The sequence below is a fragment of the Bacillus sp. FSL L8-0167 genome, assembly GCF_038630295.1.
Taxonomy (GTDB): Bacteria; Bacillota; Bacilli; order Bacillales; family Bacillaceae; genus Bacillus; species Bacillus safensis.
Window position 1 is genome coordinate 187,183 of the sequence record NZ_CP152027.1, and the last position, 22,374, is coordinate 209,556.

The 22,374-nt window shown below is 37.7% G+C and carries 23 protein-coding genes; 19 read left to right on the forward strand and 4 right to left on the reverse strand.

The window, feature by feature from the left end; all coding sequences use genetic code 11:
- The 12 genes from glmM (at position 1) to MHB66_RS01135 (ending at position 13,463) form a co-directional block, all read left to right on the forward strand.
- Positions 1-1,347, forward strand: a complete 1,347-nt coding sequence (glmM, locus tag MHB66_RS01080; RefSeq protein ID WP_034284242.1) for a phosphoglucosamine mutase — start codon at positions 1-3, stop codon at positions 1,345-1,347.
- Positions 1,348-1,922: 575 nt separating this feature from the next.
- Positions 1,923-3,725, forward strand: coding sequence for a glutamine--fructose-6-phosphate transaminase (isomerizing) (gene glmS / locus MHB66_RS01085; protein WP_007498541.1), 1,803 nt, complete (start codon positions 1,923-1,925; stop codon positions 3,723-3,725).
- Positions 3,726-4,048: 323 nt separating this feature from the next.
- Positions 4,049-5,959, forward strand: a complete 1,911-nt coding sequence (locus tag MHB66_RS01090; protein ID WP_052712406.1) for an AAA family ATPase — start codon at positions 4,049-4,051, stop codon at positions 5,957-5,959.
- Complete coding sequence (locus MHB66_RS01095) at positions 5,943-7,769, forward strand: nuclease domain-containing protein (protein ID WP_046313595.1); 1,827 nt, start codon at positions 5,943-5,945, stop codon at positions 7,767-7,769. Before MHB66_RS01090 ends, MHB66_RS01095 begins: the two co-directional genes overlap by 17 nt.
- 197 nt (positions 7,770-7,966) lie before the next feature.
- Complete coding sequence (locus MHB66_RS01100; RefSeq protein ID WP_034621703.1) at positions 7,967-8,158, forward strand: PLD nuclease N-terminal domain-containing protein; 192 nt, start codon at positions 7,967-7,969, stop codon at positions 8,156-8,158.
- Between the two features lie 15 nt (positions 8,159-8,173).
- Positions 8,174-9,091 carry an ABC transporter ATP-binding protein gene (locus tag MHB66_RS01105; RefSeq protein ID WP_046313598.1) on the forward strand — a complete coding sequence of 306 codons (918 nt, stop codon included), beginning with the start codon at positions 8,174-8,176 and terminating at the stop codon, positions 9,089-9,091.
- Positions 9,088-9,852, forward strand: a complete 765-nt coding sequence (locus MHB66_RS01110) for an ABC transporter permease subunit (protein ID WP_046313601.1) — start codon at positions 9,088-9,090, stop codon at positions 9,850-9,852. Before MHB66_RS01105 ends, MHB66_RS01110 begins: the two co-directional genes overlap by 4 nt.
- A 115-nt stretch (positions 9,853-9,967) precedes the next feature.
- Positions 9,968-10,360 (forward strand): RidA family protein, encoded by a 393-nt coding sequence (locus tag MHB66_RS01115; RefSeq protein WP_046313603.1) that lies wholly within the window; start codon positions 9,968-9,970, stop codon positions 10,358-10,360.
- Between the two features lie 231 nt (positions 10,361-10,591).
- The gene (locus tag MHB66_RS01120) at positions 10,592-11,314 is read left to right on the forward strand and encodes an ABC transporter ATP-binding protein (RefSeq protein WP_046313605.1); all 723 of its coding nucleotides are present in this window, start codon (positions 10,592-10,594) and stop codon (positions 11,312-11,314) included.
- Positions 11,307-12,728, forward strand: a complete 1,422-nt coding sequence (skfF, locus tag MHB66_RS01125) for a sporulation killing factor system integral membrane protein (protein ID WP_046313607.1) — start codon at positions 11,307-11,309, stop codon at positions 12,726-12,728. The genes MHB66_RS01120 and skfF overlap by 8 nt, the downstream gene beginning before the upstream one ends.
- A gap of 19 nt (positions 12,729-12,747) precedes the next feature.
- Positions 12,748-13,263, forward strand: a complete 516-nt coding sequence (locus tag MHB66_RS01130; RefSeq protein WP_046313609.1) for a HEAT repeat domain-containing protein — start codon at positions 12,748-12,750, stop codon at positions 13,261-13,263.
- A 68-nt stretch (positions 13,264-13,331) separates the two neighbouring features.
- A complete protein-coding gene (locus MHB66_RS01135) occupies positions 13,332-13,463 on the forward strand; it encodes a hypothetical protein (RefSeq protein ID WP_259407243.1) in 132 nt (43 codons plus the stop codon).
- Positions 13,464-13,593: 130 nt separating this feature from the next.
- Here MHB66_RS01135 and MHB66_RS01140 read toward each other — a convergent pair whose 3' ends face one another.
- From MHB66_RS01140 to MHB66_RS01150, 3 genes are read right to left on the reverse strand one after another with little or no spacing between them, the layout of a single operon-like run.
- On the reverse strand, positions 13,594-14,514 hold the full coding sequence (locus MHB66_RS01140) for an ABC transporter ATP-binding protein (protein WP_046313611.1): 921 nt from the start codon (positions 14,512-14,514) through the stop codon (positions 13,594-13,596).
- Positions 14,514-15,203 carry an ABC transporter permease subunit gene (locus tag MHB66_RS01145; RefSeq protein WP_046313613.1) on the reverse strand — a complete coding sequence of 230 codons (690 nt, stop codon included), beginning with the start codon at positions 15,201-15,203 and terminating at the stop codon, positions 14,514-14,516. Before MHB66_RS01145 ends, MHB66_RS01140 begins: the two co-directional genes overlap by 1 nt.
- Positions 15,204-15,216: 13 nt before the next feature.
- Complete coding sequence (locus MHB66_RS01150; RefSeq protein WP_046313615.1) at positions 15,217-15,642, reverse strand: DUF4064 domain-containing protein; 426 nt, start codon at positions 15,640-15,642, stop codon at positions 15,217-15,219.
- A 189-nt stretch (positions 15,643-15,831) separates the two neighbouring features.
- Here MHB66_RS01150 and MHB66_RS01155 point away from each other — a divergent pair, with 189 nt between their 5' ends.
- The 7 genes from MHB66_RS01155 (at position 15,832) to MHB66_RS01185 (ending at position 21,404) form a co-directional block, all read left to right on the forward strand.
- Entirely contained in the window at positions 15,832-16,134 is a 303-nt protein-coding gene (locus MHB66_RS01155; RefSeq protein ID WP_046313618.1) for a DUF2089 family protein, read from the forward strand.
- Positions 16,127-16,414 carry a hypothetical protein gene (locus MHB66_RS01160; RefSeq protein WP_046313621.1) on the forward strand — a complete coding sequence of 96 codons (288 nt, stop codon included), beginning with the start codon at positions 16,127-16,129 and terminating at the stop codon, positions 16,412-16,414. Before MHB66_RS01155 ends, MHB66_RS01160 begins: the two co-directional genes overlap by 8 nt.
- Before the next feature lie 176 nt (positions 16,415-16,590).
- Positions 16,591-17,718 (forward strand): DUF418 domain-containing protein, encoded by a 1,128-nt coding sequence (locus MHB66_RS01165; RefSeq protein ID WP_046313623.1) that lies wholly within the window; start codon positions 16,591-16,593, stop codon positions 17,716-17,718.
- Between the two features lie 169 nt (positions 17,719-17,887).
- Complete coding sequence (locus MHB66_RS01170) at positions 17,888-18,259, forward strand: GntR family transcriptional regulator (RefSeq protein ID WP_003217079.1); 372 nt, start codon at positions 17,888-17,890, stop codon at positions 18,257-18,259.
- Between the two features lie 5 nt (positions 18,260-18,264).
- Positions 18,265-19,140: an ABC transporter ATP-binding protein gene (locus tag MHB66_RS01175; protein ID WP_046313625.1), complete on the forward strand. Its 876-nt coding sequence runs from the start codon at positions 18,265-18,267 to the stop codon at positions 19,138-19,140.
- Positions 19,124-19,729 carry an ABC-2 transporter permease gene (locus MHB66_RS01180; protein WP_046313627.1) on the forward strand — a complete coding sequence of 202 codons (606 nt, stop codon included), beginning with the start codon at positions 19,124-19,126 and terminating at the stop codon, positions 19,727-19,729. Before MHB66_RS01175 ends, MHB66_RS01180 begins: the two co-directional genes overlap by 17 nt.
- 286 nt (positions 19,730-20,015) lie before the next feature.
- Positions 20,016-21,404 carry an amino acid permease gene (locus MHB66_RS01185; RefSeq protein WP_046313629.1) on the forward strand — a complete coding sequence of 463 codons (1,389 nt, stop codon included), beginning with the start codon at positions 20,016-20,018 and terminating at the stop codon, positions 21,402-21,404.
- Between the two features lie 38 nt (positions 21,405-21,442).
- Here the strand turns inward: MHB66_RS01185 and MHB66_RS01190 are convergent, their stop codons facing one another.
- Positions 21,443-22,324, reverse strand: a complete 882-nt coding sequence (locus MHB66_RS01190) for a glycerophosphodiester phosphodiesterase (protein WP_041115336.1) — start codon at positions 22,322-22,324, stop codon at positions 21,443-21,445.
- Positions 22,325-22,374 lie beyond the last annotated feature (50 nt).

Genomic DNA, 22,374 nt, shown 5'->3' on the forward strand with positions numbered 1-22,374 from the left:
ATGGGCAAGTACTTTGGAACTGATGGTGTAAGGGGTGTAGCGAATAGCGAATTAACGCCAGAGCTCGCATTTAAAGTTGGGAGATTTGGCGGCTATGTGCTCACGAAGGATAAAGAACGTCCAAAGGTACTCGTTGGTCGAGACACACGTGTATCTGGTCATATGTTAGAAGGAGCGCTTGTTGCAGGCTTACTTTCAATTGGAGCCGAAGTGATGCGTCTAGGTGTGATCTCAACACCTGGTGTGTCTTATTTAACGAAGGCAATGGATGCTGAAGCGGGTGTCATGATTTCTGCTTCACACAATCCAGTTCAAGACAACGGCATTAAATTCTTTGGCGGTGACGGCTTTAAGCTGTCAGATGAACAGGAAAACGAAATTGAGCAGCTGATGGATCAGCCAGTCGATCAATTACCACGCCCAGTTGGAGCCGATCTTGGAACGGTGAACGACTACTTTGAAGGCGGTCAGAAATACCTGCAATTCTTAAAGCAGACAGCGGACGAGGATTTTACAGGTATTCACGTGGCGCTTGACTGTGCACACGGTGCAACCTCTTCTCTAGCGACACATTTATTTGCAGATTTAGATGCTGATGTGTCCACAATGGGAACATCTCCAAACGGATTGAATATCAATGATGGTGTAGGTTCCACTCATCCAGAGGCACTTTCTGCTTTTGTGAAGGAGAAGGGTGCAGATATTGGTCTTGCGTTTGATGGTGACGGTGACCGTTTAATTGCAGTCGATGAAAAAGGTGATATCGTAGACGGCGATCAAATTATGTACATATGTGCACGTTATTTGAAGGATGAAGGCCGGTTAAAGGATGACACCGTCGTGTCAACGGTCATGAGTAACCTTGGTTTCTATAAAGCGCTTGAGAAACAAGGCATTAAGAGCATTCAAACAGCTGTTGGTGACCGCTATGTGGTCGAAGCGATGAAAAAGGATGGCTATAATGTCGGCGGTGAGCAGTCAGGCCATTTGATTTTCCTTGATTATAATACGACAGGTGATGGCATGCTTTCTGCGATCATGCTTGTGAATACGCTCAAAGCGACAGGGAAAACATTATCAGAGCTTGCAGCGGAAATGGAAAAATTCCCACAGCTTTTAGTGAATGTGAAAGTGTCTGATAAATATAAAGTAGAAGAAAATGAAAAAGTAAAAGCGGTGATCCAAGAGGTCGAAAAAGAGATGAATGGTGACGGCCGTATTCTTGTTCGTCCATCTGGAACAGAGCCGCTTGTACGTGTCATGGCAGAGGCGAAAACAAAAGAGCTGTGTAATGAATATGTGGCTCGAATTACAGCTGTTGTGAAAGAAGAAATGGGTATTGAGTAATAGATGAAAGCAAATCGCTAACAGCGGTTTGCTTTTTTTTCGAATAAGCGACATAAATGGATGGATTTGTACGAATCTTATAAGCGAGGGCAATTTGCCGCTGTCTTCATACATAGGAGAGCACATCAAAGGTAGAACGAGACAAGCCTCATCGCATATAGTGTATGGAGGTCTCACTTTCTCAAATGAAGGGGATTACCCGCACATTGTGATTGACGGAGGTCAGACCTTATAGTACAATCATCCTTGTGTTACTGGATTTTTATTCTATCAGGAAAGGCAGGGTAGATGTTCAGAAACTCTCTTATAATTATAGCGCCCGAACTAAGCGATCGGACGAAAGATGCTTAGTTGACGAGGATGGAGGTTATCGAATTTTCGGCGGATGCCTCCCGGCTGATCAAAAAAAGAGATCACAGCCGTAAGTGTTTCTTTAAAGCAAAGAGGTGACTCTTTGTACAAAGGGAATACACATGATCTCCCAAATTAAACATGTAGAGAGGGACGAAGAAATGTCCCTTCTATTTTAGTAGGCTTTCTTTGTCCCTTTCACATGATCGGGAGGAAGAATATTTATGTGTGGAATCGTAGGTTATATTGGTCAGAATGATGCGAAGGAAATCTTATTAAAAGGTTTAGAGAAGCTTGAGTACCGCGGGTATGATTCAGCAGGTATCGCTGTGGCAAACGAAGATGGCGTGCATGTGTTCAAAGAAAAAGGACGTATTGCTGAGCTTCGTGAAGTCGTAGATGCTAACGTGGCATCTTCAGCAGGAATCGGACATACACGCTGGGCAACTCACGGTGTACCAAGCCATCTAAATGCGCATCCGCATCAAAGTGCTTCTGGCCGTTTTACGCTTGTTCATAACGGTGTCATCGAGAACTATGTACAATTGACACGCGAATATTTACAAGACGTCACACTAAAAAGCGACACAGATACAGAGGTTGTTGTTCAAGTCATCGAACAATTTGTAAACAGAGGTCTTGATACAGAGGAAGCTTTCCGTCAAACGCTTCTTCAACTAAAAGGCTCTTACGCAATTGCCCTTTTCGATAACGAAAACAAAGAAACAATCTATGTGGCGAAAAACAAAAGCCCATTATTGGTTGGTTTCGGCGAAGATTTCAACGTTGTGGCTTCTGACGCAATGGCGATGCTTCAAGTAACAAACGAATATGCGGAATTAATGGATAAAGAAATGGTCATTGTTACTAAAGACGAGGTTATTATTAAAAACCTTGACGGTGATATCATGACACGTCCTTCTTATATCGCTGAGCTTGATGCAAGCGACATTGAGAAAGGCACATATCCTCACTACATGTTAAAAGAAACGGATGAACAGCCGCTTGTTATGCGTAAAATCATCCAAGAATATCAAGACGAAAACGGCAAGCTGTCAGTTGCTGGCGATATCGCAAGCGCAGTAGCAGAAGCAGACCGCATTTACATTGTGGCTTGCGGAACGAGCTACCATGCTGGACTTGTCGGTAAACAATACATTGAAGACTGGGCAAAAGTACCTGTAGAAGTCCATGTAGCAAGTGAATTCTCTTACAACATGCCGCTTCTATCGAAAAAACCGTTGTTCATCTTCCTTTCTCAATCTGGGGAGACTGCGGACAGCCGTGCTGTACTTGTTCAAGTCAAAGAACTTGGTCATAAAGCATTAACGATCACAAACGTACCAGGATCTACGCTTTCTCGTGAAGCGGACTTCACATTGCTTCTTCATGCAGGACCAGAAATCGCAGTGGCTTCAACAAAAGCCTACACAGCTCAAATCGCTGTACTTGCAATCCTTGCATCCGTTGCAGCTGAATTAAACGGTCAATCTCTTGACTTTGATCTTGTGAAAGAGCTTGGTATTGTAGCAAACGCAATGGAAGCCCTTGTGGATCAAAAGGATGAAATGGAACAAATCGCTCGTGATTTCTTCACAGTGACACGTAACGCATTCTTTATCGGAAGAGGACTTGACTACTATGTGTGCCTTGAAGGTTCACTGAAGCTAAAAGAGATCTCTTACATCCAAGCAGAAGGCTTTGCTGGCGGAGAACTCAAACACGGCACAATTGCTTTAATTGAAGAAGGCACACCGGTCATTGCCCTTGCAACACAAGAGCACGTGAACCTCAGCATTCGCGGTAACGTCAAAGAAGTCGTTGCACGCGGAGCAAACCCATGTGTCATCTCACTAAAAGGCCTAGAAGACGAAGGCGACCGTTTCGTCCTTCCAGCTGTACACCCAGCACTTGCACCACTTGCATCTGTTGTTCCATTACAGCTGATTGCTTACTACGCAGCCCTTCACCGCGGGTGTGATGTGGATAAACCACGTAACCTTGCGAAGAGTGTGACGGTGGAGTAGGAAAGCTCTTTTATTTTTAAATAAAAAATATAGAAACTATTTAAAGCAAAATCCGTAAATCCGTTCCCTTAATTAGATACTAAGGGGACGGGTTTTTTAATATAGGATTAACTTATGGGGAAATTACTTATCTAAACTCTCAAACATTTGAAAGTGATTTAAAAAATTGGATATAATTAGTATCAAAATCAAAAGATGTTCTTTGAATAGATCAAACATATTTAACATGTTCTCCGTAATTTAGTTTTTTGGTGTTAACTTAAGTGCTATAATAAGGTAAATAAAAGACTTTTGATTACTCAATTTAGTAAGGTGGAAATTATATGGAGTTAAATATATACCTAGTAGGTGTTTTAGCACTTGAAAGTAGACTTAAATCATTCTATCCCAATTTACAACCAGTTAGAGCAAGCAATACTGATTTTAATCAATTTCAATTTTTTTTAGAAGTTTTAAATACTGATGATATTCCATATGATTATCAGAATGCATTTAAAAACAAATTTGCACTTGGGAGGAGTATCCAGGTTAAATCCATAGAATGGAATGACATAGCCAAAGATAATTTCTTTAATGAGGAAAAATTTGAAGAATTTGCTTCTGATAAGTTATTTATTTTTAAACCATATATAGAAGAGACTAACTATGGTGAGAAAAATATCAAGGTATCTAATAATACATTAAAGATAGTTGAAAAACCAAAAGGTTTTTTTAATAAATCACCAGGTGGTTTAATTACAATTCCAATATTTAATGATTACAATCAGTATAATTTTGAAAAAAGATTGCTCTCATCCCAATCTATAAGTAATTATGAATTTCTAGATAAAATTACTACATCTTGTGTTGTTGCTGGCTCCTACATATATGGCGAATTTTCCAACTTTGAAAAATTAAATGATGGTTGGCATTTTTCAATTGATGAAGAAATAAAAAAACTACCTATTGATTTTGAAGCATATAAAGATCATCTTATTATTGAACCTCATGCTGTGTACATTGATGATGAGTTCTTTTTCGATGTAATTCTAAGCGAAGGTTTAAATAAACATGGAATAAAAGTTTCCTTGAATAAGGAAATAAAAACTAAAAAAATTGATGAAGATATAGAAATGGATCTTGAAAATGATCATTTTTCAGAAGAGGATTATTTAAGTAAATTATTAAATGATTTAAGTAAAGAAGGTTTGATTTTTGAGAAAAATCAAATTATTAACTTTCATACAGCGTTAAAAACAAGAAGGCTTGTAATTTTAAGTGGTCCTTCCGGAACAGGTAAGACACAACTAGTATATCAATATGCTAAGGCATTAGGGTTAATAAAAAAAGGCATACAACAATTTAGGCTCATACCAGTTAAACCAAACTGGAAAGATGATACTGATTTAATAGGTTTCTTAGATACAATTAATAATATTTATCGCCCTTCAGATTCAGGTCTATTAGACATATTAATTGAGGCCAAAAATAATTCAGATAAATTGTATTTGGTATGTTTCGATGAGATGAATTTAGCGAGAGTAGAACATTATTTTTCACAATTTTTAAGTGTTCTAGAATTAGAAGGGCATGAAAGGAAAATATCACTATATAGTAAGAAAATGGTTGGGAGAGTACTTAATGGAGAGCAATTCCCTCATGAAGTGAATATATTACCAAATGTATTATTTGTAGGGACTATCAATAATGATGAAACTACTGAAACACTATCAGATAAAGTTTTAGATCGTTCTAATTTTATAGAATTTGGGATTCCAGAAAACCATATTAATAATTGGATAAACTCATTTACTCATGATCATGAAAGAGAAGGGAAAATTCCATCGAAAAATGAAAATGAAACTGTAAATTTTCATTATTATAATAATTGGACAAAGTGTAAAAGTAACATAGGTTTATTACCTAATGAAATTGATATATTGAATAAGATAAACAATATTTTAACTAAAGAAGATGATATAAAAGGAATAGGTTTCCGAGTATTGGATCATATTAATTCCTATATGATTAATTTACCTGAAAATTTAGAATTTAGTCGTTCGGTTGCGTTTGACTTACAAATTTCTCAAAAGATTGTGCCGAAAATTAGAGGTACTATCGATGAATTAAAAGATGTTTTAATGGATGATGAGAACTCATTAAGGAGTATTCTGGATCAAACAATATTTCCTATCACTACTATGGCGCTTGGTCGAAAGGTTAGGGAGTTGAAATTATATGGCTATACTTATTGATGGTGAACATAAACATGAGGTGGATTTCACTATCGAATTTGTAACTTACCACAATAAAAGTGGAGAGGTTAGGGAGTTGAAAAGGTTTGAAAAATTCTCTAGAAATCCAAACCCACCATTAATTGAGGATATAGGTATTAGAGAGTATGATAATTTGGCTGTGAGGTTTACTTCAAACGAAAGAAGCGAACAGGATAGTAAATTATATATGGACTGTTTCGATTTTATTGATGAATTAGATGATGATATAACTCTTGGGCAAGAAGATACTGGGTTTATTACAATAAATAATGAAATTGTAATACATCGACATTACGACAATGATGTTGGCAGTCCACTTATTCCAGGTGTATATAAAATTAAGGTAATATCTAATGGAGAGAATTATTATAGTCAGATTTTAATAAAACCAAATAATCTTGAAATAGAAGAGCATTATCAAATGATTAAAGAAATAGAAAACAATGTTAAGGGGTTAGCGAGAGATTGGGTTAGGAAAAATAAGTCTTTGGATATTTTAAAAGACTATATAGATATTGATCCAACTTATCTAGATTATGCTTTATTGCTCTTGAAAAATAAAAATTTATTAAAATATTCAATGAATATTATAAATAAAAACCCATTTAGTAATTTAGTTAAGGGTTATAATGAAACACCGCTTTATAGAAGTGGCAATTTAGATAATAAATCAATGAAATTGAATCAACTAAAACCTAGTGCAGCTATGTATAGATTTGTAAATTCAAATGAAAAAATTTATTCTTATAACATGGAAGTGCATTTTAATAATAAGGTTAATCAATACTTATTGAAAATTCTATATGACTTTATGTATATCCTAAAAAAATCACTCGAAGATATATATAAAGTAAAAAAATATTTTAAAACAGAGTTAAATGAGTTGAATAGATATAATCGAAATAAAAACATTGGACAAGAATCAAAAATATTTAATAGGAAACAACAACTATCGAACATAATAAATATTGAAAATAATATTAAAAATTTTTATAAAGAATTACAGTATTTCAAGAATAACTCAGTATTAAAAAGTATAAAATTATCACATAAAACTAAGATCTCCCAACAGTTTATTAAAAATCCTGGCTATAATAATTTTTATAGAGTTTCATTGCTTATTAATGGACAATTACAAAATCAGATTGAGGATTTATATGATTATAATTGGAAGTCAACAGAAGTACTCTATGAGTATTGGTGTATGATCAAACTCATAGAATATCTTAAAGAGTTAGAATTCCACCCAGTGAAAGGGTGGTTTTTTGAGAGCTACGATGATAATGAAAAAGTTACTATTCCTGCTATTCCTGATGGAACCTACATTCAGTTAGAAAAAGGCGAATTAAAAATAAATTTAATATTTAATTTAGCTATTGGGAAATCTCCAGAAAAGGCTGAAAGGGATGGCTCTCCCTATTGGATTAGAACAGAGCGAAATAAGCCTGACTTTAGATTGGATGTTTATAAAGGAGATGTTTTTCAAAAAGCAATCATAATGGATGCTAAATATAGTTCGGCAGAGCGATTTTGGGATAAGAAGCATATAAACACTTCTAAAAAAAGTAAAGTAGTAGAGCAGCTTAAATTATATGCGAATAACATATATAATATTAATAATAAAAGGGAAAACGTAGTTGAAGTTGTTATCGCATTGTGTCCAACATATATAAAATTCAATGCTCCTTTCGATAATGATGATAATCATTCGATAGGTGTTGCTACATTAAAACCGGGATTTGATAACAAAGAATTTAGAGAGAGACTAGAACAATTTATACTTCAATAATGTAATAAATTTGTTAATATAAATTAAAATATAAAAAATTTCAGAAAAGCCCAGTGAACTAACCTTCACTGGGCTTTTTTATATCTTATAGATCATTCGACCAATAAAAATAAAATCCATTTGAACGAATTCTCTCTTCATGTCGTCAAAAGAAGTAATACCAAAACAAATTGGCGTTTGAAAAGGGAGTGGCGTGGATGGATATGAAGATGATATTACCTCTTATTTTGCTGCAAGCGATTTTGATGGTGATTGGTTTGTTTGATTTGCTGAAAAGAGATCCATCGAGGATCAGAGGAGAGGTGAAGTGGATTTGGGCGTTGGTGATCGTGTTTGTGGCGAGTGTCGGTCCTATTGTGTATTTGATTTTTGGTCGTAAATCATCTTAAAAGGGGGGGATTTGCTTGAATATGCTGGAGTGTCATGGGCTGACGAAATCGTATGGCCCGAATAAAGTTTTAAAAGATGTTTCGTTTTCTGTTGGGGAGGTTGGATGTGTTGGCTTTTTAGGGGCCAATGGCGCGGGGAAGACAACAACGATCCGGATTTTGACGGGACTTGCTCGTCCTACGTCTGGTGTCGTGAAGGTGGCGGGTATGGATGTGACAAAGGACATGGATCAAATCAGTCATGTGATTGGGTATTGTCCGCAGCATCCTGCATTTTATCAGGATATGACGGGGCAAGAGTGGATGCATTGGGTTGGCGGGTTATTTCACTTAGAGAAAAAAATCATTCGCTCCAAAATAGAGGAGCTGTTGAAGCTTTGCCGGGTGTATGAGGCGAAGGATCGTGCCATTGGCAGCTATAGCGGAGGCATGAAGCAGAGGCTTGCCATTGCGCAGGCGCTTATCAACAGCCCGAAGGTTCTCATCTTGGATGAACCTGTGTCTGCACTTGATCCCATGGGGAGAAAAGACGTTCTGACATTGATTGAGCGTCTGAAACAAGAGATGTTGATCTTTATGTCGACCCATATTTTAGATGACATTGAACGTGTGGCAGATCATATTATCATGATCAACAGTGGCAAAATTGAGATGTCTTCTTCCATGAAACAGATCAAAGAAGACTATATCCAGCCAGTGATTGAATTTCAATTAGAACAACAGAATACGAAACTAGTGGCTTTGTTAAAAGAGCGGGATTGGGTGGAGGAATGCTTTGAGACAGCAGATGCTTATCAGGTGCGAGTAAACGATCAACAAATAGCATTGAAGGAGCTGCCTCGTCTCATCACTGAATCTGGCGGTGTTCTCCTCCATTATCGACTATCTAAGCTGACGCTTGAAGATATATTCATGAAGGTTGTGAATGCATGATGATGTTGAAAAAGGAATTTAGGGAGTTATTTACTAGCTATAAAATCTTATTTGTTCCTATCATTTTTACGATTTTAATGATCACACAGCCTATTACGCTCAAAATGCTGCCGGATCTTCTATCGAAATCAGCTAATTTACCTGAAGGATCTACATTTTACATACCAGAGCCTAGTGCAGGAGAGGCTTTGGCGAGTGCATTGAGTAAATTTGATTCGCTAGGTGTGTTTATCCTGATTATGATCGTGATGGGGACGATCGCTGGAGAGCGTGCCTCTGGAGTGACTGCGATGATTATGGTGAAACCGATCAGTCGAACGAGTTACTATGTCTCGAAAATATGCGCCTATGCCTGTTTGACTTTGTTTAGTTTGGTGGTGGCGGTGCTTGTCTCTGTTTATTATGTGGACATTCAATTTGGGCATGTGGATTGGGTCAATGTGTTAAAAGGAACACTTCTTTATTATCCAAATTTATTGCTGATTGTGGTATCGACCATTTGTGCTTCGGCGTTCTTTCAACGTTCTGTCACAGCTGGCGGTGTGTCGCTATTAATCAACCTTATTCTGTTTACCGTACCTTCATTTTATGAAGAGACATTAGGGAAGTTTGCGCCTAAAGGCGTGACAAGTGCAGCCGAAGAGATGATTCATAAAGGGACTTATTCGGATCAGGCACTTACAAGTTTTCTAGGTGTATCGGTATTGATTGTTTTCTTTTTTCTCATCGGATGGTTTCTTTTTAGAAAACAAGAATTATAGCAGCCTGTTGCGATTGTTTCTGAAAGTTTACTATGAGCATAAAAATCTGAATACGGTTGAAAATTTGATATGATGAGAAAAATTGACTGTATTTTCAGAAAAGGGGTTTTTATTCATGAGAACATCACGTAATCCTGAGACCATTCACCCGCCACTTGCACCATATACCCATCAAATAGAAACAACTGGACCACAGCGGTGGTTAACTCTATCAGGTCAGGTGGGAATGGAGGCGGATGGAACAATTCCCGAGAGCCCGTTGGAGCAGCTAGAGCTAGCGTTAGAGAATGTGAAGCGAAACGTAGAAGCGGCAGATATGGCTGTGGAAGATATAACGAAACTAGTATTTTATCTCGTGGGAGAGTTCGATGCTGAGAGTAGGAAACAAATCATGGGGCAGTTTTTGGGCGATCATCTGCCTTGTATGACGATGATTTATGTGGTGGCATTGGCTTCCCCTGCTTTAAAGGTAGAGGTGGATGCTTGGGCGTGTAAGGAGATGGTATAGGGTTAATAGATAAAAGATTGGGATGCTGCAACCCAATCTTATTTTATTTTGTACATAATATAATTTCTTTTTCCGTTGTTTATAGAATAGATTATCTCATTCCTATTACCTTGTTATTCTCTATATGGTAATATTAGGTTAAGAGATAAGTGGGTCTATTGACATTCGTTTTTTGATTTTATGACACACCATAGATAAGCATACATCACTCTAATCAAAGGGAGAGATTTGATGCCGTTCATGGAGGTTCAGAATGTAAGCAAGCGATATAGCAATGGTGATGGGATAGAGGGTCTGTCATTTTCCATCGAAGCAGGTGAGGTTGTGGCGCTGCTTGGGCCTAATGGTGCCGGGAAGACGACAACGATTCGGTGTGTAACAGGTCTATATAAACCAGATGGAGGGGATATTCTCATAGAGGGTTTCCCGCCTGGTCATGCCCATGTCCAAAAACAAGTAGCTCTTATTCCTGATCAGCCGTATTTGTATCCAGATTTAACGGCTGCTGAACATGTTCAATTCCGTGCTCGTGGATATCATAAGGGCTTAAAACAGATCAAGGAAAAGGTATATGAAGCGTTGAAAGAAGTACATATGGAAAAGAAGATGAATGAACTGTGTGGAAGGCTGTCAAGAGGCCAAAAGCAGCGTGTCGTCTTAGCAGGAGCCATTGTTCAAGATGCCTCCCTTTTTATATTAGATGAACCGACTGTCGGGTTAGATATTCCATCAAAACAGTGGCTGTCGGATTGGCTGAGACAAAAAAGCAGTCAAGGTGGGGCGGTCTTTGTGTCGACTCATAGTCTGGAGTTTGTCCTAGATACGGCTAGCAGGGTTGTATTGATTCGAGACGGTGCCATCATGAAGAGTATGGATGTTCCTCAATTAAAGGAAGAACAGGTTGAGTGGAGGGCAGAAGTTATTCAACTTTTGGGGGAGTGGTCAAGTGAATAACACACTCTCCCTTTTATGGATGAAATCTCAAAGGCGCTTGATCAGTAAAAATCAAGAAAAGAAAATGCCTTTTCTGATCTTACTTCTTTTCATTGCGGCAATTGGTTTTCAGCTAAGCGCAGTTTCAAGTATGGGTGATTGGGATACAAGTGCAGCAGGATGGATCATTGTCTGTTTGTTTGTTCTTTATACGGGTTTTGGTTTGTTTACAAATCGGCTGCCTAGTCAGATGAACGATATCATTTGGTTATATGGAAATGGCGCTTCTTTATGGACGGTTGTTATCAGTGTGTGGATGTATCACATTTTCTGGCGAGGGGCTCTTCTCATTTTCTCTGCTGTAGCTGCCGATCTACTCCTGTTTTTTATGACGCAGCAGTACCCGTTTCTGCTTGGCAAATCACTCATTCTGACAGGGCTGTTATGTTTGGTCGAAACTTGGATGATTGCGGTGTCTTGTGCTAGAACCATTCGAGTATACAAGCGTTTGCTCTTACTCAGTTTTGTCTTGATGTTTTTCAGCTTTGCACTACTTGTTTTGAATCAATTGGTGATGAAACAGCCTTCATTGATGAACATTGCTGATTCTTTGATGTTTCAAGTTGGACGTATGATCGAAGAGTTCTCCATTCTTTCTGTCTTCATTTTTATTGGAGTGATGTTTCTATCTTTCATGATGATTTACAGTGCTAGTCATCGTTTAGAGATGAAGGAGTCTTTAGTCAAGGAGGCAGTATTTTGGGAGGAATTTGAGGGGAAACATATTCAATCAAGTCCAATCGTTCAAAAAAAGAGCAGGACATGGTGGGGACTTCCGGCATTAACGGGCATTTGGGCTTTTCTTTGGATTGAATTATTGCTGATAAAAAAGTATATGATTTTCCATGTACTATCTACTATGCTGTTAATTGGTACTTACTATGTCGTCTTTACTTATTTTTCAGATTGGCTGAATCTATTCTTGATCGTCATCGCGGCATCCGTTCTTTTTAGTTCATATTATGCAGGGATTGTAAGACACGCACAAACGGGAGTGCTCTACCTTTTTCCAGGTGCTTTATATCAAAAAATCATTCTGTTAGAGGTGTTTCAAACCTTTTGGCTGTATGCTTTCTACTTGATTTCTCTTTATTTGGTTGAGATTCAGGATGTATTGTATTGGACCTTATTTGGTGGAGGAGTTTATATATGGTTTTTGGCCATACGACTCTTTGCCTTTATGCAGCCTCTGAGACGAGAAATGAGTTTTGCTTTGGCTGCCTATTATCGATCATTGCTATTTGCGTCTGTGATCAGTGCGATGGTCATGATTAGTATTCATCTCATCACTGATGGCTTGTTGACTACAATTGTATCTCTAGTGGCTGGATCTGGATCTTATGTGCTTTGTTATCGATACCGTGCGGTTCATTAAAAATAGGAGTTGATTGTAAATGAAACCAGAAAATAAGCTGTCTCAATCAGTTCAACAATTGACCAATACAAATGAAGTAACGATCGTTCAAGCAATAGGGGAATTGAGAAAATCAGGAAAAGATGCAGTGCCCGTCCTTGTTGATGCTTTAAAAGAAAAAGGGTCTTTGCGGAACATTGCAGCAGCTGTACTTGGCGAATTTGGAGCAGATGCGGGGGACGCAGCAGAACCGCTAGCTCGGCTATTAGAAAGTGACGAAGAAGATACAAGAATGGCCGCTGCCATGTCACTCATGAGGATTGGGCAACCTAGCTTGCCATTTCTTCTGGCACTGGCTAAACGTTATGAGGGACCTACTTGTTTCTGGGCATCATGGTGTATCTCTTGGATTGATCCATCAAAAATTGAAAAAAACATGTACGAGTGCTTAAAACAAGAACAAGAAAATCCAACAGGCAGCGTCACTCCTTTTGCTGCTGAGGAAGCATTAGGGAAAATTATCGCTTTTCAGCTAAAGGAAAAAGGGGATGAGTAATATTAAATGTGTATATGTTATAAAAATTACGCCACATAAACTTGGAATAAATAAGAGAGGGGATCGTTATGTTTCGATCAAATAAAGAGTTAAAAAGAAATGCATTTTTCTATGCAGGAGTTGGTATCGTTCTAGTGATTATTTTCATTCTTGAAGTGGTGCCAATTAGTTCTGAATGGGAATTTTCCTTTATTTTTTAGGATTGGCCATCTTGTTTTATCTTAAATTTGTCATGCGCATAGAAGAAGAACAGACATCATTATAAAGAGTATTCTTATCAACTGTAGATTTAATAAAATGTCGTTTATAAATCTACAGTTGATGGATTGTTTAAATGGGATTGTCAATGTTCATAAATATTTCTTCTAAAGAGGGCTCATCGACTTCTAATCTAAAAATATCAATATTTTTTGATAAGAATAGTTTGTTGATGGTTGGGATTCTTGCTTCGTCCTCAATCACTAGATGGGAATTTAATTCGTTAATTTTGCATTTTTCCACGTTTTCCTTCAAGTCTCTTAATAAAGATTCCTGCTGGTTCTTACAAATGGCACTGTGTTTAATATAAACAGTCAAATTCTTTTTATAGGTTTTTCTTAAATCCTCGATACTACCTTTCGCTTGAAGAACACCCTTGTTCATGATGGCCACCTCGTCACATAATTTTTCTACCTCATTTAAGTTATGTGATGTTAAAAATATAGTTGTCCCATTTGCAGCGATTTCTTTCAACATGGAATGGATTGTCAATGCTGAGTTCGCATCGACCCCAGAAGTAGGTTCATCTAAGAAAATGAGTTCTGGATTATTGATCAGTGCTTGTGCAATTCCCAGTTTCTTTTTCATTCCGAAAGAAAAGTGTTTAGTTTTTAATTTTGCAGCATCTTTTAACTCAACTTTATCAAGGAGTTCTAATAAATCCTCTTTCTTCAAATATAACTTCAATATTTTGCTGAAATACTCCATATGTTCAATGGCTGTCATATTTTCATAAAGTGATGAGTAATCAGGAAGAACTCCTATTCTCCTCCAACATTCTTTTTGTTGCGCTTTTTTGTAACCTAATAATTCGTAGTATCCTCCGGTTGGTTGAATGATGCCTGTTATCATATTAATAAATGTCGACTTTCCAGCACCATTTTTCCCTAAAAACCCAAATATTTTTCCCTTTTCAATGGTCAAATCTATTTCATTAACCACGATCTTATTTCCATACTTTTTTGTTAGTTTTTTTGTTTTAAGTGCATACACTATAAATCCCTCTTTCTTAAAGTGATGATACTTATGAGTAAAAATATGACAGGGAATATGACCACAATATAAGTGAAGTCAGTCTGATCGTTTGTGAAATAATAATATGGTGTGATGTAACTTACGATTTGAATGAAAACATTTGTAGTTCCGATGCTGATCATACCAATGATCGGCAAAATAATGGATATTGTTATGCCTAAAAACATCGTAATTGAAGGGCTTGAAATAATAGTAGATAGCAGCAAGCTGAACCCTAAAAAGTACGAGATAAAGATGATGGACTGAATCAATTCTAAAAAGTAAAATGCGTTTGAGAAAGGCATTATTAGAATGAAAGAAATTGTTAAACATACAACCCAAAACAGAAAATTCCCGAGAAATTTTCCAAGTAAGATACTACTTCTGGACGTCTTAGTGACTAAGAAACGAACTGTACGAGAATAAACCTCTTTATTCACAGCGTTATGAGCGAGACTTGTGATAAAAAGTGGAGCGGCAATAAAAAGTAAAACCATTAATCCACCTACATATGCATTTTCATTTAGACCTAGAGAATCGAATTGATTACTAAATTGACTAAGGATTTTTGCAGTACCTGTTGAAATTCCAATGATGATAAAAACAATTAGGATGGATCGTATACTTTTAAACAGTACTTTAAACTCTTTCAATCCTATTGCAAACATGACATCCCCTCCTCTAAAGATGGATTTTATTTTTTGTGGCTGAATGATTTTTAGAAATTACAATCATTCCAGCTATTAAATATGCAGCACTGCCAATTAAGCCAGAGAAAACAGTTAATAAGCTACTTGAAATACCTGTTGTGATTAACATAATACCTGCAGCCCGCACATTTCTTTTCATGACTTGTAAAGAAATTGCCCCAACTAAGCTGCTTAGCATAGATAAAATGATCATATATATAGTTCCGTTCGAAAGAATGACAATTATTTGTTCTGGTGTGATACCTGTGATGTTTTCATCTTGTAAGAAGCTTTGAATTAAATTGTTTGTATCCTCACTATTTCTTGTACCTTCATGCAATATAAAACTTCCAATCGATAATAAAATAAATAATGAAATTCCTAAAAAAATAAGTGATTTTTCTAAAGTTTGATTCATAATAGCCTCCATAAATACCAATTTATTGTTTGGTTATCTTAAAAAGACAATATCATGGATCTAGTCCATTTATCCATATATTTTTTAATAAAGTTTAAAATAATTTAATATTGTTAAAAAAATTATTGAAATTATGATCATTTTTATTTAATATATGTTATGCTATTAGCAAAGAGAGGTTGTGGATACATGGAAAAAGATATTCCTACGTGGATTCTAGCTGTAGATGCTGAAGATAGAGAATTTATCAGAAAATTTATTCTCAGTTCAGGCTCTTTAAAACAAATGGCAAAAGATTATGATGTGTCCTATCCTACGGTCAGGACTCGTCTAGACAGAATTATTGAATTAATTCGTTTAAATGACACGTTAGAACAAGAAACATTGATTAAATATGTAAAAAAACTTGCAATTGAAGAGAAAATCAGTTTAGAAGTGGCCAAAGGTATAATAGAAAAATATAAAGCAGAAAGGGGTAAAGATGATGAATGAAATCTTGTACTTTCTTATAATCGTTAGCATTTTTGCTTTGCAGTATTTCTTATCAACACGAAATCATTTGATGTGGGGAGCGTGTATTCCTATTATCTTTTTAGTAGTAATGGGTTGGTTATATTTCACGTATCAGGTAAATCATCATATTGGTTTTATCATATTGCTGTTGGTGGGATTAGCTCTTTTGATCGAAGAATGGAATCGAGGCCGGAGAATGCTTCATCAAAAGAAGAAAAAAGAAATTGAAAAAATGAAATCACAGGATATTGTATTATAAATTTTTAAGTCATTTTATATGGAGATAGCATATTACATATTAATAGAAGATGATGAAACTCCTGTTCAAAATATCTTCAGTAAAATAGCAACTTTATAGGATGATATATCCTTAATTTTAAAAATAAGGTATGATAAATATGCTTTATCTTTATATTGTCCGAAGGAGCTGTCGAGTTGAAGGGATCTAGGGTTGAGTTAATTGATAGTTTACGTGGTTTTAGTTTATTAGGTATTTTGATTGTGAATATGCTTAATTTCCAATATGATTATGATTTTGAGAAAATGTTTGATTCGAGTTTTTGGGGACAGGAATTCGGTGTATATGTGACGGAAATTTTGTTCCAAGGGTCTTTTTATCCGATTTTCTCCTTTTTGTTTGGGTATTCTTTTATCAAGCTGATTGAATCGACGAAGGCCAAGGGGCTGAATACGAATGCCATTGTCGTTCGCCGTGGTTTTGGTTTGATTGTGCTTGGGATGCTGCATTACATCTTTATTTGGAACGGTGACATTCTTCTTTATTATGGAGCTTGTACGTTTTTCTTGATGATGTTTTTGAGCAGCCGGATTAAAACAATGCTTATTTGGTCGGGTGTGTTAGGTGCGTTGTCATTAGTCGTTTTGCCATACATGATGAAATTTGTTTATGGAACTGATGATTTATTAACCGATGTGTATGCAAAAGGTGATTATGGGGATATTTTGCTCAGCCGGATTACGGTTGAAGACGATATGATGATTGTGACCATGATTCTGGCGATCGTGACCATTACGCTTATGCCGATATTAGGTTTTCTTTTTGGTACGATCATGGTTGGCCCGTTTGCACTGCTTGGCATGGCGATCGGGAAAAAGGGTCATTTGACAGAAGAAGATCGAGGCATGGCTTATCGTAAAGGCTGGGTTTGGATGATTATCATCGGGCTCGGTTTAAAATGTGCGACGTTCATTGATGCTCCTTGGAGTGAATTGGTGATTACGCTGGGTGCCTATGTGCTGACGATTGGGTATATTCAAGCCTTTATTGTTTTCTACTATTCGAAGGCAGCCCAAGGTTTCAAACGTCTGCTTGCAGGGCTTGGCCGTTTGTCTCTCTCAAACTATTTGGCGCAGTCGATTATTTGTACAACGATTTTCTATTCTTATGGACTTGGTCTATTTGGACAATTGGGATCAATGTTTGGGCTGCTGCTTGCTGTCGGACTGTACACAGCACAGCTGTTCATCAGCTATCTCTATTTGAAAAAATGGAGAAGAGGTCCTGTGGAGTGGCTTATGGGAAAATGGGTATATTGGAAATAAAGCATTTTGTTAAAGAACCGCATGGCTTAAGGGCTGTGCGGTTTTTTATTTTAAAAAAATGAGGAGAACATTTTTTAAAATGCTTGAATATTCTTTTAGTGTGTATATAATGTATATATAGTGTATATACAATATTTTGTTTCAACTATCTGAAAAAAGAGGTTTTTATATGCAAATTACGATTTCAAACCATTCTAAGGAGCCTATCTATGAGCAAATTACGAATCAAATCAAATCGATGATTTTAACGGGTGAGCTTGCGGAAGGTGCAGCGCTGCCGTCTATTCGAAAACTGGCGAAGGATCTACAAATTAGCGTGATTACAACAAAGCGAGCGTATGAAGAGCTAGAGAAAGCGGGATTTATTTATTCGATTGTAGGCAAGGGATCTTTTGTTGCGGAACAAAACCTAGAAGTGATGAGAGAGAAGAAGTTGAAGGTGATCGAGGAACAGCTTGGAGCAGTAGTCACAAACGGGAAAGAATTAGGCTTATCTTTTGATGAATTGCAGCAGTTATTAAAGTTCTTATATGAGGAGTGAGATGAGTGGAGCATGTGATTGAATTCAAAGGAGTATCGAAACGATTCAAGGACTTTTCCGTTCAGGATCTTGATTTACGGGTTAAGAAAGGCTTTGTTACAGGGTTTATTGGAGAGAATGGAGCGGGTAAGTCGACCACCATTAAAATGATCATGAATTTGTTAAAACCCGATTCAGGTGACATAAAGGTCTTTGGATTGGATTATCATACTCATGAAAAAGAAATTAAGGAAAGAATCGGATTTGTTTACGATGCCAATGTTTTTTTTCCAGGGTTGAATTTAAAGGACATCAAACGGATTGTGGCTCCTGCCTATAAACGTTGGGATGACCGGCTTTTTGATCAATATATTGAACAGTTTGGTCTGCCGCTGAATAAAGCGATTAAAACATTTTCAAAAGGGATGCAGATGAAGGCTTCACTTGCGATTGCGCTGTCGCATCATGCAGAGCTGATTATCATGGATGAACCAACTGCTGGTTTAGATCCGGTTTTTAGAAGAGAGCTGCTCAGCACGTTACAAGAATTGATGATTGATGGAAATAAGACGATCTTTTTCTCGACGCATGTGACGACTGATTTAGACCGGATTGCGGATTATATTGCGTTTATACAAAATGGAAGATTGGTCTTTCAACAGTCGATTCATGAAGTGGCAGAAAGTTATGCGCTTGTGAAAGGGAGCCTGGAGTTGTTGGATCGAGACACAGAAAAGGCCTTTGTCCATATCCAGCGTACAGCAGCCGGATTTGAAGCATTAACCGATCGTGTTGATGAGGTGAAACTTATTTTTGGGGATGCTGTTGTGATTGAACCGGCGTCGCTTGAGGATATCATGTTTTATTTGAAAGGCGGGGTTGCGCATGTTTTATTTAATTAAGCGTGATGTGATTTTGCAAAAGAAGCAGTTACTTATTTTTATTCCGTTTATCTTATTTTTTATTTTCATGGATGTCCATCCAGTATTGACGTTTCTAGTCGCTAGTGTCTTCATTCCATTTAACACATATGCGTATGATGAAAAGGCAGAAACGAATATTCTATTAAACTCCTTGCCCTATACACGTAAAGAAATTATCGCATCACGTTATCTTGGCGCCATTTTCTATATGAGTATTTCGATCGTGCTGACAAGTGCTGCATTATTTGTGTTTGGGAAGCTGTTTTCGCTGTCAGATATTGCGATTGGCAGCGGGTTGTTTTTATTGTTCGCGGCGTGTACATTTCCATTGTTTTATATCTTAAAGCCTGGTTATATCACAACGGCAGTGATCATTGGCTTTATCGTATTATCTGCTATGGGTCCGCCTGTTGTTCTCTATTTAGCAGAGCAATTTAGTGGGATCACTGATTTTATTATGAATTTATCGATCCCTGTTTTATATACGGGGTCAGCTGTGCTGATTATGCTCTTCTACTTGCTGTCTTGGGGACTTTCTACTGTGATTTATCAGAGGAAAGTGTTTTAGGAAAGCAATTGCTGATGTCCCTATAAATTTACAGTTTGAGCTTAGAAGACCGTGTGAGCGGTCTTTTTTTGAAGATTTTTCTGGTTATTGATTATATCAATATAAAACAATTTGAACTTAATTTTATGTCAGAATATTTTGTTAATAGTGTTTTCCTCAAAAAAACAATTGTTTTTTAAGGGTAGATTTATTATGATAATATACATCGAAAGATTGATGTTTCTCAATCAGAATGAAAATTCTGATTTTTATTTTTTATGTTGTTTGTTGATGAGGGGGAAGAAAAGTGGCTCAAAAGGAATTAAAGAGAGGGTTAAGTGCCCGCCATATTCAAATGATCGCTCTTGGCGGCACAATCGGTGTTGGCTTATTTATGGGGTCAGCGAAGGCCATTCAGTGGACAGGTCCATCGGTTCTCCTAGCGTACGCAGTGTGTGGTATTTTTATCTTTTTTATTATGCGTGCGATGGGAGAAATGTTATATCTTGAGCCGAGTACAGGGTCATTTGCTACATTCGGGCATCAATATATTCATCCGCTTGCAGGGTATATGACGGCTTGGAGTAACTGGTTCCAGTGGGTCATTGTCGGAATGTCTGAAATTATTGCGGTTGGGGCTTATATGAAATATTGGTTCCCAGAGCTGCCTGCGTGGATTCCAGGGTTAATTGCGATGATCATTTTAGGAGCAGCCAACTTGATTTCGGTTAAGTCGTTCGGTGAGTTTGAATTTTGGTTTGCGATGATCAAAATTGTGACGATTATCTTGATGATTGTTGCAGGTTTAGGCATTATTTTCTTCGGTTTTGGAAATGGCGGAACTCCTATTGGGCTGTCTAACCTTTGGGCACATGGCGGGTTCTTTACAGGTGGGTTTAGCGGATTCCTGTTTGCATTGTCTCTAGTTATTGCTGCTTATCAAGGTGTCGAGCTGATTGGGATTACAGCGGGTGAGGCGCAAAATCCGCAAAAGACGCTGACAAATGCCATCAAAAGTATCATCTGGCGTATTTTGATTTTCTATATCGGTGCGATCTTTGTCATTGTGACTGTGTATCCTTGGGATCAGCTGAATACCCTTGGCAGTCCATTTGTGGCGACGTTTGCGAAGATCGGGATTACAGCAGCTGCTGGTATTATTAACTTTGTTGTCATTACAGCAGCGATGTCCGGCTGTAATAGTGGTATTTTCAGTGCGGGCCGTATGCTTTATACATTAGGTGTGAATGGTCAGGCGCCTGCTTTCTTTACGAAAATTTCGAAGAACGGTGTACCGTATTTTGGGACATTCGCTGTGCTGATTGGTTTAGCGATAGGAGTGGTCCTGAATTATGTTTCTCCGCCAAACATTTTCGTCTATGTGTATAGTGCGAGCGTCCTTCCTGGGATGGTGCCTTGGTTTGTCATTTTGATTAGTCATATTGGCTTCAGAAAGGCAAAGGGGGCAGCGCTTGAAAAGCATCCGTTCAAGATGCCGTTAGCACCGTTTTCTAACTATCTTACAATCGGATTTTTATTAATGGTTCTTGTGTTTATGCTCATTAATCAGGATACGCGTATTTCTCTTATTGTAGCAATTGGATTCTTGATTTTAGTGGCACTTAGCTTTTTTGTATTTGGAATTGGAAAACGAAAGCCGATTGAAACAGCTTCTTCTGATCAAACGGTGAAATAATCAAAAGCCTTGCGGGATGGACCGCAAGGCTTTTTTATTTAGAGTGAAGCTTTTACACGGTTAAAGACATCTGGAAAGTTGGTGAAAAGACCGGTGACGCCGTATTGCAGTAGACGGGTCATGTCTGCTTCGCTGTTGACTGTATATGGATGAAGGAGGAGTCCGTGGCTTCTGACCTGCTGGACGTTTTCAGGTGTTAATGCTCTGAAATTCGGTCCAACACCCACGGCGTACGTTTTGATAAAGTCGAGCTGATCGTCTGTGATGGATGTCATTTGGTTTCTGTCTAATAGCTGTACTTTTGGCAGGCGTGGAGCTAATTTCTGCAGCTTTATCAGGCTGTCCTGACTAAAGGATTGTATGATAACCTGCCCTTTTCTTGTGTGTTTCCCAAGAAGATGATGTTTCTTTAAGGCGGCCAATAGTTTTTCTTCCATTTGCGGATAAAGGTCTGGTTTTTTTGTTTCAATATAATAATTCTCTCGTTTGCCGAAATAGCGCAGCACCTCATCTAATGTAAGGACTCTCTGTCCGATATAGTTGGCATTTTGTCTGTCGGGATTGGCTTCGTTAAACCATGTACCAGCATCAAGCTGTTTAATTTCAGCAAGTGTGAGGTCTTTGACCCAGCCTGTTCCGTTTGTGGTCCGGTCAACGGTTTCATCATGCATCACGATGAGATGCCCATCCTTTGTCATTTGAAGGTCGAGTTCGAGGTAATCTGCATTCATCTTTGTGGCGAGCTTGTAGGAAGCCAGGGTATGCTCTGGTGCATACCCTGATGCTCCGCGGTGTGCAACGGTTAAGATGCGATCTGGAGATAAAAGGTTTTCATGTGCCGATACGGTGGCCGGCACCCACGCAAAAGACAGTAAAGCAAAAGAGAGCAACACGAAAGCAAGTAATCTACTTTTCTTCATATTTTATCCTCCTTTTACGGTAACTGCCTCCATCATAAGAAATAGATGTA

Coding starts and splice junctions, on each gene's coding strand:
- MHB66_RS01090 (WP_052712406.1), top strand. CDS start 4,049: ATGGAGTTAAATATATACCTAGTAGGTGTTTTAGCACTTGAAAGTAGA.
- glmS (WP_007498541.1), top strand. CDS start 1,923: ATGTGTGGAATCGTAGGTTATATTGGTCAGAATGATGCGAAGGAAATC.
- MHB66_RS01100 (WP_034621703.1), top strand. CDS start 7,967: ATGGATATGAAGATGATATTACCTCTTATTTTGCTGCAAGCGATTTTG.
- MHB66_RS01115 (WP_046313603.1), top strand. CDS start 9,968: ATGAGAACATCACGTAATCCTGAGACCATTCACCCGCCACTTGCACCA.
- MHB66_RS01155 (WP_046313618.1), top strand. CDS start 15,832: ATGGAAAAAGATATTCCTACGTGGATTCTAGCTGTAGATGCTGAAGAT.
- MHB66_RS01170 (WP_003217079.1), top strand. CDS start 17,888: ATGCAAATTACGATTTCAAACCATTCTAAGGAGCCTATCTATGAGCAA.
- MHB66_RS01110 (WP_046313601.1), top strand. CDS start 9,088: ATGATGATGTTGAAAAAGGAATTTAGGGAGTTATTTACTAGCTATAAA.
- MHB66_RS01160 (WP_046313621.1), top strand. CDS start 16,127: ATGAATGAAATCTTGTACTTTCTTATAATCGTTAGCATTTTTGCTTTG.
- MHB66_RS01150 (WP_046313615.1), bottom strand. CDS start 15,642: ATGAATCAAACTTTAGAAAAATCACTTATTTTTTTAGGAATTTCATTA.
- MHB66_RS01130 (WP_046313609.1), top strand. CDS start 12,748: ATGAAACCAGAAAATAAGCTGTCTCAATCAGTTCAACAATTGACCAAT.
- MHB66_RS01190 (WP_041115336.1), bottom strand. CDS start 22,324: ATGAAGAAAAGTAGATTACTTGCTTTCGTGTTGCTCTCTTTTGCTTTA.
- MHB66_RS01145 (WP_046313613.1), bottom strand. CDS start 15,203: ATGTTTGCAATAGGATTGAAAGAGTTTAAAGTACTGTTTAAAAGTATA.
- MHB66_RS01180 (WP_046313627.1), top strand. CDS start 19,124: ATGTTTTATTTAATTAAGCGTGATGTGATTTTGCAAAAGAAGCAGTTA.
- glmM (WP_034284242.1), top strand. CDS start 1: ATGGGCAAGTACTTTGGAACTGATGGTGTAAGGGGTGTAGCGAATAGC.
- MHB66_RS01120 (WP_046313605.1), top strand. CDS start 10,592: ATGCCGTTCATGGAGGTTCAGAATGTAAGCAAGCGATATAGCAATGGT.
- MHB66_RS01095 (WP_046313595.1), top strand. CDS start 5,943: ATGGCTATACTTATTGATGGTGAACATAAACATGAGGTGGATTTCACT.
- MHB66_RS01135 (WP_259407243.1), top strand. CDS start 13,332: ATGTTTCGATCAAATAAAGAGTTAAAAAGAAATGCATTTTTCTATGCA.